This window comes from Lamprobacter modestohalophilus, from assembly GCF_016583905.1.
Lineage (GTDB): Bacteria > Pseudomonadota > Gammaproteobacteria > Chromatiales > Chromatiaceae > Lamprobacter > Lamprobacter modestohalophilus.
The window spans coordinates 1-14,798 of sequence record NZ_NRRY01000036.1; the positions used below are offsets into that span (position 1 = coordinate 1).

Annotated in this window: 8 protein-coding genes; 5 read left to right on the plus strand and 3 right to left on the minus strand. The window is 63.2% G+C overall.

The features are described 5' to 3' along the window. The first annotated feature begins 76 nt into the window (after window positions 1-76). The 5 genes from CKO42_RS17900 (at window position 77) to CKO42_RS17920 (ending at window position 8,491) form a co-directional block, all read left to right on the plus strand. A complete protein-coding gene (locus CKO42_RS17900) occupies window positions 77-1,438 on the plus strand; it encodes an IS1182 family transposase (protein WP_200247023.1) in 1,362 nt (453 codons plus the stop codon). A 193-nt stretch (window positions 1,439-1,631) separates the two neighbouring features. After that, a complete protein-coding gene (locus CKO42_RS17905; protein ID WP_200247025.1) occupies window positions 1,632-2,807 on the plus strand; it encodes an EAL domain-containing protein in 1,176 nt (391 codons plus the stop codon). After that, on the plus strand, window positions 2,804-7,681 hold the full coding sequence (locus CKO42_RS17910) for a PAS domain S-box protein (protein ID WP_200247027.1): 4,878 nt from the start codon (window positions 2,804-2,806) through the stop codon (window positions 7,679-7,681). The genes CKO42_RS17905 and CKO42_RS17910 overlap by 4 nt, the downstream gene beginning before the upstream one ends. 128 nt (window positions 7,682-7,809) lie before the next feature. Next, window positions 7,810-8,088: a type II toxin-antitoxin system Phd/YefM family antitoxin gene (locus CKO42_RS17915; RefSeq protein ID WP_200247029.1), complete on the plus strand. Its 279-nt coding sequence runs from the start codon at window positions 7,810-7,812 to the stop codon at window positions 8,086-8,088. Further along, on the plus strand, window positions 8,075-8,491 hold the full coding sequence (locus CKO42_RS17920; RefSeq protein ID WP_200247031.1) for a putative toxin-antitoxin system toxin component, PIN family: 417 nt from the start codon (window positions 8,075-8,077) through the stop codon (window positions 8,489-8,491). The genes CKO42_RS17915 and CKO42_RS17920 overlap by 14 nt, the downstream gene beginning before the upstream one ends. A gap of 58 nt (window positions 8,492-8,549) precedes the next feature. Here CKO42_RS17920 and CKO42_RS17925 read toward each other — a convergent pair whose 3' ends face one another. From CKO42_RS17925 to CKO42_RS28295, 3 genes are read right to left on the minus strand one after another with little or no spacing between them, the layout of a single operon-like run. Further along, a complete protein-coding gene (locus CKO42_RS17925) occupies window positions 8,550-9,500 on the minus strand; it encodes a lysylphosphatidylglycerol synthase transmembrane domain-containing protein (protein WP_242479498.1) in 951 nt (316 codons plus the stop codon). An 8-nt stretch (window positions 9,501-9,508) separates the two neighbouring features. Then, window positions 9,509-10,438 carry a lysophospholipid acyltransferase family protein gene (locus tag CKO42_RS17930; RefSeq protein ID WP_200247034.1) on the minus strand — a complete coding sequence of 310 codons (930 nt, stop codon included), beginning with the start codon at window positions 10,436-10,438 and terminating at the stop codon, window positions 9,509-9,511. Between the two features lie 36 nt (window positions 10,439-10,474). Continuing rightward, window positions 10,475-14,797 (minus strand): translocation/assembly module TamB domain-containing protein, encoded by a 4,323-nt coding sequence (locus CKO42_RS28295; protein WP_200247036.1) that lies wholly within the window; start codon window positions 14,795-14,797, stop codon window positions 10,475-10,477. Window position 14,798: the final 1 nt, after the last annotated feature.

Sequence of the window (14,798 nt, forward strand, 5' to 3'; positions counted from 1 at the left end):
CTAGGAGGCTGTCCGACTTATCACCCCGGGCATCCGGTAGACTAGGAGCGTTACAGAACAGAGGCGAGGATGCAACATGGCGGTCAACTTCATCACGGCGGATCGAGAGACGCCGGACCGGCTCCCAGCGACGGTGCAGGAGTACGTCCCCGAGGATCATTTGGCGCGCTTCGTGGTGGAGATCGTCGACCAGCTGGATCTGAGCCACCTGATCGACGCCTATACGGGGCGCGGCTCGCGGCCCTACCACCCGGCGATGCTGGTTGCGCTGTTGTTCTACGGCTATGCCACCGGCGTGTTCTCCAGCCGCAAACTCGCGCAGGCGACCTACGACTCGATCGCGTTTCGCTACCTCTGTGCCAATACCCACCCCGACCACCGCACCATTGCTGATTTCCGCAAGCGCTTCCTGAACGAGCTCGCGGCGCTGTTCACCCAAGTGCTGCTCATCGCCCAGAGGATGGGGCTGGTCAAGCTTGGCACCGTCAGCCTGGACGGCACCAAGCTCAAAGCCAACGCCAGCAAGCACAAAGCCCTGAGCTGGGACTATGCCAACCGCCTGGAGGAGCAGCTCAAGGGCGAGGTCGAGGAGCTGATGCGCCTCGCCGAGCAGGCCGACAACACACCGCTGCCCAAGCCCTTGGACCTCCCGCAAGAGCTGGAGCGTCGCGCGCAGCGCCTCGCCGTCATCGCGGCCGCCAAAGAGGAGATCGAAGCCCGCGCACAGGCGCGCTTCGAGGCCGAGCAAGCCGAGTACGCGCGCAAGCTGGCGGCCCGCCAAGCGCGTGCTGAGCGCACGGGAAGACAGCCCGGAGGCAGGCCGCCGAAGGCGCCCGAGCCCGGTCCCGGAGCCAAGGATCAGGTCAGCCTCACCGACGCCGAGTCACGCATCATGCCCACCGCCGGCGGTGGCTTCGAGCAGGCCTACAACGCGCAAGCCGGGGTCGATACCGAGACCCACCTCATCGTCGAGCAGCATGTCACCGATCACACCAACGACAAGCAGGAGATCGCCCCCGCCCTGGAGCGCCTCGACGCCCTCCCCAAGGCGCTTGGCGAGGTCGACGCCCTGCTGGCTGACACCGGCTATCACAGCGAAGCGAACCTCGATCGCTGTGAGGCCGCCGGCATCGACCCCTACATCTGCGAAGCGCGCCAGCGCCACAACCCGCCCTTAGCCGAGCGGCTTGCCGACGACCCGCCGCTGCCCAGCGGCAAGCTCACCTCGGTCGAGGCCAATCGTCATCGGCTGCGCACCCGCAGCGGTAAGGCCCGCTACGCCAAGCGCAAGTCCACGGTCGAGACCGTCTTCGGCATCATCAAGCAGGTGCAGGGGTTCCACCAATTCCTGCTGCGCGGCCTCGAGGCAGTGCAGGGCGAGTGGGCGTTGGTGTGTCTGGGGTGGAACCTGAAGCGCCTGTTTGCGCTTAAAGGATAGAAAAACGGGCAAGATGGCGTGATATCGTGAAAAAACGGCCCATTTTCGCGATGGCAAGCCCCGCGAAGCGTTTTCTTTTTACCACAAACGGTCGCGAGCCCTGGATTCTAGCCCTAAGTCGGACAGGCTCCTAGAGGGCCTGTTACGGCGTCTGCTCAGGCGCCTGGGCCATGAGTTGCGCTTTGACTGCTCGGTGAGCGCCTTCAAGAATGGCCTCCTCAGCGAAGCGGCTCCTGACCTGGTGCTGATTGACCTCGGCTTGGGCCAAGAGTCTGGCATCGATGTCATTCACTGGCTTGCGGACCAAAGCCTGCGGCTGCCGATCGCACTGCTCTCAGGGCGTGGCGATTGCCTGCTCGACACGGCGCGCCGGATTGCCCTAGGGCGCGATCTCGAGGTGCTCGGCATCGTCAATAAGGCGCGGCTGATCACAGAGCTGCCGGCGGTGCTTGAGCACTGGCACCGTGGCAAGGCCACCGAGCAGAACGCTGCAAACCCGGCCCCGGCCCCCCCGGCCCCGGCAACGGTCACGGTATCAGCGCCGCCCTGCGCCCAGACGCCAAAATCACCGCTCGACGTCGAGACCTTGCGTGGTCTGATCGACCAGGGTGCTGTTGTGCCCTATCTGCAGGCAATCGTCGATCCCAGGGACGGCAGCCTTCAGGGCGCTGAGACATTGGCTCGACTGCGTCTGCCGGATGGTCAGATCCTGGGTGCCGGCGACTTCATTCCGCTCGCCGAAGACCACAAGCTGATCTACCCGATCACGCAAAGCTTGGTCCAAACGCTCATCGAGCAGCGGCAGCAACTGGCCCCGCTCGGGCTCAAGTTCATTGCCGTCAACCTGCCAGCCAGTGGTCTCGATGATCAGCCCGCGCTCGATTTGGTGCGCGCGCTGGTGACCGGGCTGGGTAAAACCTGCGCGGTGCATGTCGAGATCACTGAGACCGCCTGCAGCCTATCGCCACAACAAACGCAATCTTTGGCCGCGAACATCCGGCTCGCCGGGGCCAAATTGGCGATCGACGACTTCGGCACCGGTTATTCCTCGATGCGCGTGCTCGCCGAGCTGCCCTTCGAGACGCTGAAGATCGATCTGAGCTTCGTCTCGGAGATGTTCGACTCGCCCAAGGCCCTCAGCCTGTTGCGCAGCATTATCGCCTTCGGCCAGAACCTCGAGCTGCAACTGGTGGCGGAAGGCGTCGAGACCGAGGCACAGCGTCAGCTGCTGGTGGCCGAAGAGGTCAACCTCGCGCAAGGTTTCCTGTTCGGCAGGCCGATGTCGATCGAGGCCTTTGTCGAGCACTATACCAAGGCGCCGGCCTCGGCCGGGACCTTTGCGCCAAGTATGATCTATTCGAGCGTATGATCCGCGCCCTGTCGCTGATGCCCTGGCGGCGGTTTGGCCTGCTGCTTGGCCTGCTTGCGCTCGCCGTGGTGGGCAATCATTACAACCTGTCGCTGTTCTTCGGCGTCCATATCATCTTTGGCTCAGTAGCCGTGTGGCTTGCCCTGGCCTGGCTGGGGCTGCCTGCGGCGCTGCTGGTGGCCACCGCCTCTGGGCTTTACACCTATGTGCTTTGGGATCACCCCTACGCGATCCTGATCTTTTTCGCCGAAGCGTTGGTGGTCGGTGGCGTCGATCTGCTGGTGCGACGCCGAGGGCGCGAGCCACTGCCACTGCTCTGGCTAGTCAGTCTGTATTGGCTGTTGATCGGGGCGCCGCTGGTGCTGCTGTTTTACCGCTATGCGCTCGAGATGCCGGTCACGCAGGTGGTGCTGATCGCGATCAAACAGCCCTTGAATGGCATCCTCAACGCGGCCATGGCGCAGCTGATCTTGCTCGGCGTCGCGCTGGTCGGACGCCGATCGCTTGCCCTGTCGCTGCGCCAGCTGCTGTTCAGCCTGTTGCTCACGGCGATGCTGCTTCCGGTGATCGGCCTGATGACCTGGCAAAACCAGAATGCCCGCGCCAACATCGAGGCCGACCTGCGCGATCGGCTGCTTTGGTTTGCCGAGCTCGCCAGGCGTGACCTGATGCACATTGATCAAGCAACCGAGCAGCTGGCCGAGCTGCAGGAGATCCTCGCCGCGCGCCTGCCCGATTCGAAACGCCCAAGCATCACGCTGTTGCCAGCGGCGGCTCAACAGGCGATCGCGCTGGTGCCGTCGAAGGTCGAGGGGCTCTCACTGCGATTGCCCGAGCAGAAGCATCCCGCGCACATGGAACGCTGGCGTGCGGCACGTTATCAGGTCGCGATCCCGATGTCGGCCACAGCCCCTGCGGTCGCGTCGAGCGCATCCGCGTCGACTGCGGAAACCACTGCGGCAACCACCGCGGCAACCGGCGACTGGCTCGCGATCGAGGTCAGCACGACCCTGGTGATCGATCAACTGCATGCGCGCATCGTGCGTTTGCTCGGCGCCCTGCTGACGATGATCGCGCTCTCGGCCCTGTTCGCTGAGCGAGTGAGTACCCTGCTGACGCGGCCGCTCGAGCGGTTGATCGAGACTGCCACGGCCGTTCCGAATCGGATCACCACCGCCCAACCGCTTGAGCCGATCAAGCCAGCACCGGTGCGCGAGATCGAACGCCTGGCGCGCGCCATTGAGCAGATGGGCAATCAACTCGCCGAGAGCTTCGTCAAGCTGCAGAAAGAACGCGATGCACTGAAGTTTCAGCGCGAGCGTTACCAGCTGGTCATCGACAACCTTGAAGACCTGATCGTCCGCACCGATCGCGATGGCCGGTTGGAATTCGTCAGTCCCTCCTACTGCACGCTATTCGGCCAGTGCGAGGTGGAGTTGATCGGCCAAGACATCCTCTCGCCACGGCTGCCCAAGGAGCCGGAAGCCAAGCAGGCGGTCATCGAGTCCTTGCGGCAACCGCCCTATGTGCATCTCTCCGAGCACTATGTCTCTACCAAGCGGGGCTGGCGCTGGCTGCAGTGGGTCGACCGCGCCGTGCTCGATCACAACCATGCCATCACCAGCATCGTTTCGCTTGGCCGCGACATTACCGAGCGCAAGCTCGCCGAGCTGGATCTGATTCAACGCGAAACCATCGAGCGCGAACTGCTGGAGATTGCCACGGCCTTTGTGCTGAAGCGGGACGAGCAGCTCGCAGAGCTCATCGATGAGGTGCTCAAGTGGGTTGGCCTCTTTACCCGTTCAGATCGCACCTATCTGTTTCAGCTCGAGGCGCAAGGCACACGCCTGAGCAACACCCATGAATGGTGTGGCGCGGATGTCGAGCCGATGATCAGTCATCTGCAAAACCTGAATGCCGATGACTTTGCAGCACTGATGCAACACATGTACTGCGGCGAGCCGGTGGTGGTGCCGCGGGTCGCTGACCTTGGCGATGACTGGGCCGAAGAGCGCACGATCCTCGAGTTTCAAGGCATCCAATCCGTGCTCTTGGTGCCGCTGATGACAGACAGCAAGCTGTCTGGCTTCATCGGCTTCGACGCCGTCTTTGCGCCGCGCGAATGGCTTGCCGCCGAGGTCCGGTTCCTGCAAGTCGTCGCCAGCCTGATGGTGGGTGCCTTTGAGCGCTCGCGCATCCATCAGGCCCTGGTCAAGAGCCAAGCCCGCTATGATCAGGTGGCACGCCAGAGCCGCAGTGTTGCGTGGGAGATCGATGCCAGCGGCCTCTATACCTATCTCAGCCCGATCATCGAAGACCTGATCGGCTACCGGCCCGATCAGCTGGTCGGTAAATACCACTTCTATGACCTGTTCCCAGAGGCCGAGCGCGAGCGCCTCAAGGCCGTCGGCATGGTCTACCTGGCGCAGGGCAAGCCCTGTCACGACTTGGTCAACGTGCTTCAGCATGCCGACGGCAGTCTGGTGTGGGTCAACACCAATGGGCTCCCGATTCTCGACGAGCAGGGCAAGCTGCAAGGCTACCGCGGTATCGATATCGACATCAGCGCGCGCCATCGCGCCGAGCAGCAACTGCGCGACAGCGAGGCGCGTCTGAGCGCCATCTTCAATCAGGCCCCCATCGGCATTGCCACCACTGATCAGCAGGCTCGGATCACGCTGGCCAACCAGGCGATGGGGGCCCTGGTCGCCCGCAAGCCGGAGAGGCTGATCGGCGTCCACTTCGAGACGCTGACGCACCCTGAGGATCGCGACCAAGAGCGTCAGCTTTACCATGAGCTGATCAGCGGCCAGCGCTCAGGCTATCGCATCACCAAGCGCCTGCTGAGCGAGGATGCCCAGGTCGTTTGGGTGGATCTACGGATGGTGTTGATCCCGCAAGAGGAGGGTCAACCGCCGCTGCCGCTGGCGATGTTCGAGGACATCACCGAGGTCCAGCTCGAGACCGAACGGCGCAAACAGGTCGAGCATGATCTGGCCGAATACATGCACCAGCTCGAGAAGCTGGTTGATCTCAGCAGCCGCTCCTTGGCCTTCGACGAGGAGGTCCCGGCCTTGCTGGCCTTGGGCTGCGATGGGTTGCAGATGGCAGTTGGCGAGCTTGGCCAGATCAACGACGACATCGACTATCTGCCACAGGTGCATCATGTCGCCAAGGCTGCCCATGAGCTGCAGCAACCGACCTCCGGCATCGATCGCGAGCTGTTGGCCAAGAGTCGTGCCGAGCCCGGCATCCCACAGCTGATGAGCACCGATCAGCTGCCAACGCCCTGCCAGGAGGCGGGCTGGCAGAGCGCCCTGTTGCTCGCCCTCCCCTGGAGCACCCCCGACGGTCAAGGCGAGACGCTCGCGCTCAGCTTCTGGTCGCAACAACCGATCTCGGTCCTGTCCAGCCTCGATCGGGAGCTGGCTCGGCTGATTGGTCAACGCCTGGTAGCGCTGCTGTTCAAAGAGCATGTGCAACAGGTCATGATCATTGCCAAGGAGCGGGAGACCATTGGTCACCTGGCGAGCGGTATCGCGCACGACTTCAACAATCTGCTCGGCGTCATCGACGGCAACCTACGCTACCTGCAGTCCTCGCTCGATCGACTACCACAGCATCCGGAGATCAGCGAATTCAGCGAGATCATCGATGAGACCCTGAGCGCCCTGGGGCATGCTACGGTCATCACCTCCGGCATGCTCTCGCTCAGCCGCGCCGGTGGCATTCGCATCACGCCTACCCTGCTCGAGCCGGCCATCCATGATCTCACCCGCATCTTGGAGCAGGTGCTGCCCGCACGCATCAAGCTGGTGCTCTCGATTGAGCCCGGCATCAGCGCTGTGACCAATGCTGCCTTCCTGCAGTCAGCGCTCTTGAACCTAGCGCTCAATGCCCGCGATGCGATGCCGGACGAGGGCCAACTGAGCATTCGGGTGCGGACGCGCGCCTGGCGTGGTGATCAGCCCCTAGCCACCGGTCAGCTGCCGCCCGGCGACTATGTCGAGCTGCGCGTTGCCGATACCGGCTGTGGCATGACCAGTGCGACGCTGCGGCGGTTGTTTGAGCCCCTGTTCTCGACCAAGGCCAAACAACGCGGCCATGGCCTGGGCATGTTCATGGTGCAGGAATTCGTGCTCCGCTCGGGCGCCGGCCTGGTGGTGGAGTCAACACCGGGGCAAGGATCAGTCTTTCGAGTGCTCTTACCATCCGCGCAGCCAGACGAAGACGAGCCAGCGGCAGCACTGCCACAAACAGCGATGACGGCTCAGCACGAGCCCGAGCTGGATCTAGAGCACGAACTCGAGCTAGAGCAAGCGTTGGATCTGGAACCTGAGCGAGCGTTGGATCTACAGCCAGAGCTGGAGCCTAAGCCAGAGCGAGCACTAGAGCCTGAACTCGTGCTTGAGCAGGCGTTGGAGCAGGAAAAGGCGCAGGCGCGGGAGCGACCGCAACCCCAGCCACAAGCACGACCGCAGAGGCTGAGACCAGATCCCGAGCAGGCATTCGCGCAGGTGCGGGTGTTGGTGGTCGATGACGACCCCAGAGTACGCGAGACCGTTTGCCGGTTGCTGCGCAGCATCGGCGTCATTGCCGAAGACGCCGAAGACGCCGCGGCCTGCCTCCAGCGACTCAGCCTCGAGCCTGGATTCGACCTCGTCCTGACCGATCTTGCGATGCCGAAGATGGACGGCGCCGAGCTCTATGCCGCCATTGCCAAACGTGATCCCGAGCAAAAGGTCATTCTGATGAGCGGACAAGACGCAGCCCACTTTGGCGTCGATCAACTCACGCCCAAACCCCTGGTGCTCCGCAAGCCCATCGTCCTTGATCAGCTCCGCCAGGCGCTACATGGAACATCCTTGGCCTGATCAACGCTCAATGATTTCGGAAGACTCCAGATCCAGAACACTACCTGACTCTTTACAACGGCTGCAGGCTTGTCAAGCACCCAGAAGCGGCTAAGATAGCCACATTAGCTAACCCACGAGAGCCTGTCATGATCACTGTCACATCTGTTGAGGCACAGAATCGCTTCGGCGAGCTTATCGATCGAGTTCAGCGCGAACCGATCGAAGTGACGTGCCGTGGGCGGACGGCGGCCTTTGTCGTTTCCGAGTTCGATATGCAGGAGCTTAGGTCATTGCACCAGCGCAGAGAGGCGGCGGCTCGCTGGTATTCGAGTTATCGTCAACGCATTGTCGAGCACGAGTCAAATCAGTCGACCGCCGAGCTAACCGACAGCGCTGTCAACGAGCTTGTGCATGCCCTTCGCTAGGCGGATCATTATCGATACCGGCATCTTGGTCAGTGCGGCCATTCGCCCCGAATCCATTCCCGCACTTGCGCTGCAAAAGGCATTCCTTACATTCGAGGTCTGTATCAGCGACGAAACCTTCAAAGAGTTCGAAACCGTTTTGATGCGACCGAAGTTCGATCGCTATGCCCCAGCAGCGCAACGCACAGAATTCCTTACCGGATTTCAGCGACATGCCACTAGCATCCAGGTCACGGAGCAAGTCACGGATTGCATGGACCCCAAGGACAACAAATTTCTCGCGCTCGCCGAAACCGCTGGTGCCGAGCTCATCGTCGCCAGCGATCCGCACCTCACTGATCTACACCCATGGCGAGGCATCCCGATCATGCCGCCAGCGGCTTTTCTTGTTGGGATCAGCTAAAACAGATGGCCAAGGCGACAGATCCAGACCTCGGAGATAACGGCTGGCAAACATCGCCTCATTGCGGGCCTTGCGCGTGACGTTGGTCGCTGAACCTTGGGCCGAACAGCGGGATTAACAGGGCGGCGCATCCAAGGATAAACGTCGTCCCGAGCAAGAACAGGTGCAGATTCACCGCCCCGGTAAGTGCTTCAGCTGGCGCAACACCGAGCGGCACCATCGCCGCCACCGCCGCAAACTCAAACGAGCCACTGCCAGCAATCCCATGCAACGGCAGCACCGTCGATAACTCCGCACCCATCACCCCAAGCAACACCTGCCAGAGCGCGGCCGGCACGAAATGGCCCAGGATCAACGCAAAGCCCACGAACTTCAGGCTCCAGGATAACGCCGTCCAAAGATAGAGCCAGAGCACCCGAGGTGCATCCCGAGGCGCCGAGCGAGCGACCAGATCCAGCAAGCCGCGGAGACGAGACTCGCCCCCCGCAGCCGCGAGCGGTAAACGCGCGACCCACCAGAACAGCGGCAGCAAACCGAGCCAACCCACAACCATCAACAGCCACCAACCACTGGGCGCTCGCATCCAAAGCACGCCAAGACCGATCAGCCCAAGAAAGTGCAGGTCAAGCAACCGAATCCAGACCAGCGACGCCCCCGCCGCCAAAAACCCCTGTCCGAAATAGCGCTGCATCAACCAAGGAAACACCATCTCCCCAGCCCGCATCGGCAGCAGATTATTCGCCGTGTTATGCAGCACCGAGAGCCGCAACACCGCCAAAAAATCCCCAGGCCCCGCGAACACCTCAGCGAAATAGACCCGCACCCGGACCGCTCGCAGCAGATAGCTCATCGCCGTCAACACAAACGCCCCAACCAGCACCGATGACGGCAAGGTCGCCCAAGGCGCCAAGACAACCGACCAGCCGAGCGTGGCCTCGACCACAACCAGCACCAAGGCCAGCAGCACAGCACCGAGAAGCCAATCTCGAGGCCGCCCAAGCCGCGGCATCCTCACCCTCATCGCCGCTTTCGCCGCCGCAACGGATAGATCGGCTCCGCCCCCTCAGGCCGCGTCTTAAACCGCCGATGCACCCAAAAATACTGCGCCGGCATGGTCCGCAGCCGCGCCTCAATCACCTGATTCATCCGCGCCGTATCCGCCTCAGCATCACCACCGGGAAAATCCGCGATCGGCGAATCGAAACACAGCTCCAACCCCTCACCGCGCGGCAAAAACCGAGCAAAGGTCGGTATCACTACCGCCCCCGCCAAACGCGCAATCCGACCCAAGGTCGGCACCGTCGCCGCCGGCACACCGCAGAAAGGAACAAACACACCGCGCCGCCGACCAGGGTCCTGATCCGGCAGATAGAAGAATGGCACCCCCGACTTCAGCGTCCGGATCAGCCCGCGCAAATCATCCTGGCGCTCAACCGGAATCGCCCCAAACCGGGTGCGCGCATGCCGCACCTGCGCATCGAGCACCGGATTACGGATACGCTGATACATATACATGCCGGAATTCACCAAGGCCGTGAAGGCGGTACCGCCCAGCTCCAGGCCGACGAAATGCGGCACCAGCACGATCACCGGCCGCCCCGCCTCGAGATAGGCATCGATCCGCTCGCGATGGCGCAACCGCACGATCCGCGCCAGACGCCGCGGCGACGCCGACCAGCTTAGTCCCTGACAGACCGCTGCCAGGCCCAGCCAGCCGAAATGCTCGCGCACCAGCTGCTCGCGCTCCTTCGGCCCAAGCTCTGGAAGACAGATCGATAGGTTGATGCGCGCGACCCGTCGTCGGTCCCACGCGAGCTGGTAGCCGATCCAGCCCAGCCCTTGCCCCAATCGAGCCTGGAGCCGGAACGGCAACAACGCGAGCAACTTGAACAGGCCGACCACGGCCCAGCTCGGCCAGTGCCCTGGGGTCCACAGCCGCGCTGTCATAGACGGTGACGGACTGGCACCCAGTACAGGGACTGTTCAGTTCTCGAACTTGTAGAAGATATCGAATCCCTGCGCATCCCCGGTCTCACTTTGTACCTGGATGCGCTTGGTCAGGTCGTAGCGCATCTTGATGCTGTCCGATTGCTCGCCGAGGCTGGTGTCGTACTCCATGAAGAGCTTCGGGGCGATATAGGTTCCGACCGACACCGAGCGGTCGTCTGTTCTGCCGCCGCGCTTCGGGGGAATGCCGGTGACGAGATAACTGGTGATCTCGGATTGCGACATGTTTGGATCGGACTCCGAGAAGAAGGCCAGCTTTGGGTTACGCAGCGTGCCTAGCACGCGAACGCCAGCGGTGATGTCACCACCCTCGCGCTGAGCGTTGAGGATGATGCCAGGATTATCCAGCGGCGTATTGGCGAACAGCACGATACCTTTCTCGATGACCAGCGGTTTGCCCACCGAGGTCAAGATCCCAAGCCCAGGCAGCGAGACCCGATAGGTGCCGTCGACCACCTGGAGCTCACCGCTACCGAGTAGCTGCTTGCCGGGCTGCTGAGTGACCCGCAACTGCCCTTGCAACAGACCGCGGAGTCCGAACGCCTCCACCAGGACCTGGTCGCCGAGCTTGGCCAGCACGTCGATACTGATCGGCAATCCGGTCTCCTGAGTCGTTTCCTCCAGGACCACGTCCGGCGACGGCTGCACCGCACCAGCCGGAATCGTGCGTGGCATGATGTTCGCCGTCGGCACGCTCAGCTCGCCGCGCACGGCGCCGCCGCCGAGGCCGAATCCGGCATCCATGTCCAGCGACACGATGGCCATGTACTCCTTGGTGTTCGCAACCTTGAGCTGGTCGCCCTTGAGCTTCACGGCGAGGTTCGGCTCCGGCGACCCGATGCCCGTTGCATTGCCTTCGAGGCTCAATTGACCGCCTCCAACCGAAGCACCACCGCTGAGCCGCATCGCATCGGCGCTCTCGCTTTGCAGCGTCAGATTGAGGTCGGCAATCTCGAGGCCGATCGAGGTCACATTGAGCGCCAGATCGCGGACCGCGAGGTTGCCCTGAATCGCTGGCTGAGTGAGCCGGCCGCCGAGCCGTAGATCGCCGTCGATCCGGCCTGCGGTATCGCTGACATCCGGAGCCAGCTTGGCGAAGCGATCCAAGCTGTCGAAACCGATGCGGATACGCCCGGTCAGTGGCTGACTGTCGAGGCTGCTGAGCCGAAAGCCTGGCAGCCCGACCTCAGCATTGATCTGCCCAGCATTCTCGACCGGTAGCGCAAAGCTTGCATCGATGCCATTCGCACCCGCGCGGACATCGAGTCGGGTGCCCGTGAACACCAAGGTTTCGCTTGCCCGCGGCAGCACGATCTCGACGCCACCTTCGGGCACGCGCAGCTCGGCAGTCCCGGTGAGTAGATCGCCTTGGCCTTGGAAGTCAGCCTTCGCGGTCAGGTAGCCGGTCAGCGAGGCGGTATCCGGTGTGATCGCATCCAGCAGATCGAAGCCGAGTCGCTGCAGATCGAGCGAGGCCGAGAAGCGACCGGCCTCGGGCTGCTTGAACGCCAGGCAGCCTTTGGTCGAGCCGCCGTTGCCGATGCAGAGTGGACCGGCCTCGACCGTGCCTGCCGCGACGCTGAAGGGTGCGGCCTGCTGTAGCGCCCAATCTTCATAGTCTTGCGTCGACAATGACAGCCGCGTCAGGCTCCCGCGATAGGCACTTGCATCACGGAGACCGGCATCAAGCGTCAGCCCAAGGCTGAGCGGCTGGCTCTTCAGCTCTGCGCTCAGCTGGTGGGCCTGGGTGCTGCCCTGACCTCGCACCTGCAGCACCTCGAAGCGCTGCGGTCCAACGATCAGGTTGCTGCCATCGAGATTGAGCTGGAGCGGACTGTCCGGCGCCAGACCAAGCTCGACCTTGGCGTCAACGCGCTCGATCCCCTGTCCACTCATTTCGATATCACGACCGTTGAGAGCAAGACTGATCTTAGGAGCCTCAAGACTGCCGGCGACCTTGCCCTCGGCCTTGAGACTGCCGCTGAGCTCCGGCAACAGCGCGACGAGACTGGGTGAATTGAAGGCGTAGTTCAGATCGAGCTGTTCCTCGACACGTCCGTTGACACTTAGCCGCGTATCGCCGGAGCTGGCTTCGAGCGTGCGGACCATGACGGTCGGACCCTGCACCCCGACATCCGCACGCAGGGACACCGGATAGCCACGCAGCTGACCACCGAAATCGCTGATAGTCGCGTTCATGTCGAGACCAGCCTCAGCCATCGAGCCCTGGCTCTGCAGTCGACCACCCAGGCGGCCCGGCCAATCAGCCAGGACTTGGCCCGGGTCGAGATCAGCCAAGGTGAGCGCCGCATTCCAGCCGAGTGCCGGCGCCCATGTCAGCGCGCCGCTGCCATCGATGCGCCCGCCGATGACCTCGATGGCAAGCGTCTCGAGCGTCGCCGAGGTGGAGGTGCCAACCCCCGCCAGATCGATGCGGGTGGGCGGATAATCGGCAAGCGCGGCGTCGCCCTTGAGGCTGAAGTCGAAGCCCGCTTCGAGCCCACCGGCGGTCTCGGCCATGAGCCCGACACGGCCGTCGAGCCCCGGGTACTGACTGCCAGGGTTGATGTCGCGCGCCTCGACACTGAATCGCCATTGCATGGCTGGCGACCAAGCCGCTTCACCGTTGCCGTTGATCACGCCGCCCAAGGTCTCGATGCTGAGCTCCCGAATCAGCGCATCGGTCGTGGTGCCGGTACCCGTCAGATTGACTAGGGCGTCGGGATAGGCGGTCAACGCTGTATCGAGGCTCAGGTTGTAGCTAAAGCCATCCTTGAGGCCGCCGCGTGTATCGGCTTTGAGGCCGATGCGGCCATCCAGGTCCGGCCACTGCTGACCTGGATCGAGCGCTTTCGCGGTCAGCGCCAGATCCCAAGTCGGCTCCGGCGACCAGCCAACCTGCCCCTTGCCGCTGATCAGACCATTCAGCGTCTTGATCGTCAGCTCGACCAGATCGGTGCTTGTCTGATCGCCAGTGCCGACCAAGACAACGTCGGTCTCGGGGATCTGCGGCCCAAAGGCCTGCAGGTTGACGCGATAGTCATAGCGATCGAGCGTACCCTCAGCCGCCACCACGCCTTGTGGTGACTGCGCAATAGGCTCGCCCGCCAAGGGCCAGCGCAGCTGTTCCCACAGCGCATCGAGCTTGAACGCGGGCACGTTCGGGCGGGTATCCAAGTGGCCAGTGACATCGACACGAGCACCGAGACGCTCGCCGCCCGACGATGTCTGCCCGGCCTGGGTCGAGTCCGCCGCTGTCTTAGTATTGGGAGACTCAGTCAGGCGCAGCAGGTTGATGGTCAACACCTGCGAGGCCCATTCGAGATCGAGATCGGCTGCCAGGCGCCCCATCTCGACGACCTCCGGGGCAGCGCCGCTGAGGCTGCCGGTCACCGAGGCTTGCTCGAGATCGCCTTCGGTCTTCAGCTGCGCCTGCAGATGGATGGGCGGTGCATCGGCGACGAGCTGCGGCAGGTCGACCGCCTTGAGATCGATCTCGGCCTGCCAGCTCGGCGCCTTCAGCACCTCTTGGACCTGCGCCTGTAAGCTCGCGGTGACCGAGCCGCTGATACGATGCGAGATCAGCAACGCATCCAGGTCCCCCGTGACCTGACCTTCGCCGACAACTGACAGTGCCGGCGCCCGTTGAAAGCGCCAATCGAGGCTGAGCCGGATCGGATAAGCGCCATCGAGCTGCACTTGGCCTGTTGCTCGGGCGCGCGCCACAGGTTGTGACAGCTCGGCCGTCAGCGTTCTGAGATCGACGGTATCGCCGGTCGCGGTGGCTGAAAGTTCCGCGCGCGTGAGTTCGATGGCCGACTCGGCCGTCGAGCCGGCCTGCCGGTAGCTGAGCCGCTCAACCAAGAGCTGGTCGATATCGATCCCGATCGGCAACCGAATCGATGGCAGCTCGAACGGCTCGCTCGGCTTCTCCTCGGCGGCGGGCTCAGTCACCACGCTGATATCGCTGCCCTTCAGCTGCTGAACCCGCAGCGTGCCCGTGAGTAAGGCACCCGGACTCCAGTCCAGCACCAGGGCTCCAACTGACGCCTGAAGCCCGGGTAGGTTCAAGGCGAAGCCTTCGAGCTCCAGCCGGCCGAGCACCCTGCCCTCGACCCGGTCAACCTTCAACAATCCCGGCGCCAGATCGTCAGTCACCGCGAACAGCGTGCGCAGACCGGTCTGCGTGCCAAGCACAAAGACCAGCAGCAGCACGACAAGGGTCAGCGTGACAACGATCAGGCTGCCGATCCAGCGCAGCGGCCGAAATCGTCGGCGGTCGCTGGTCTCATTCGCCACG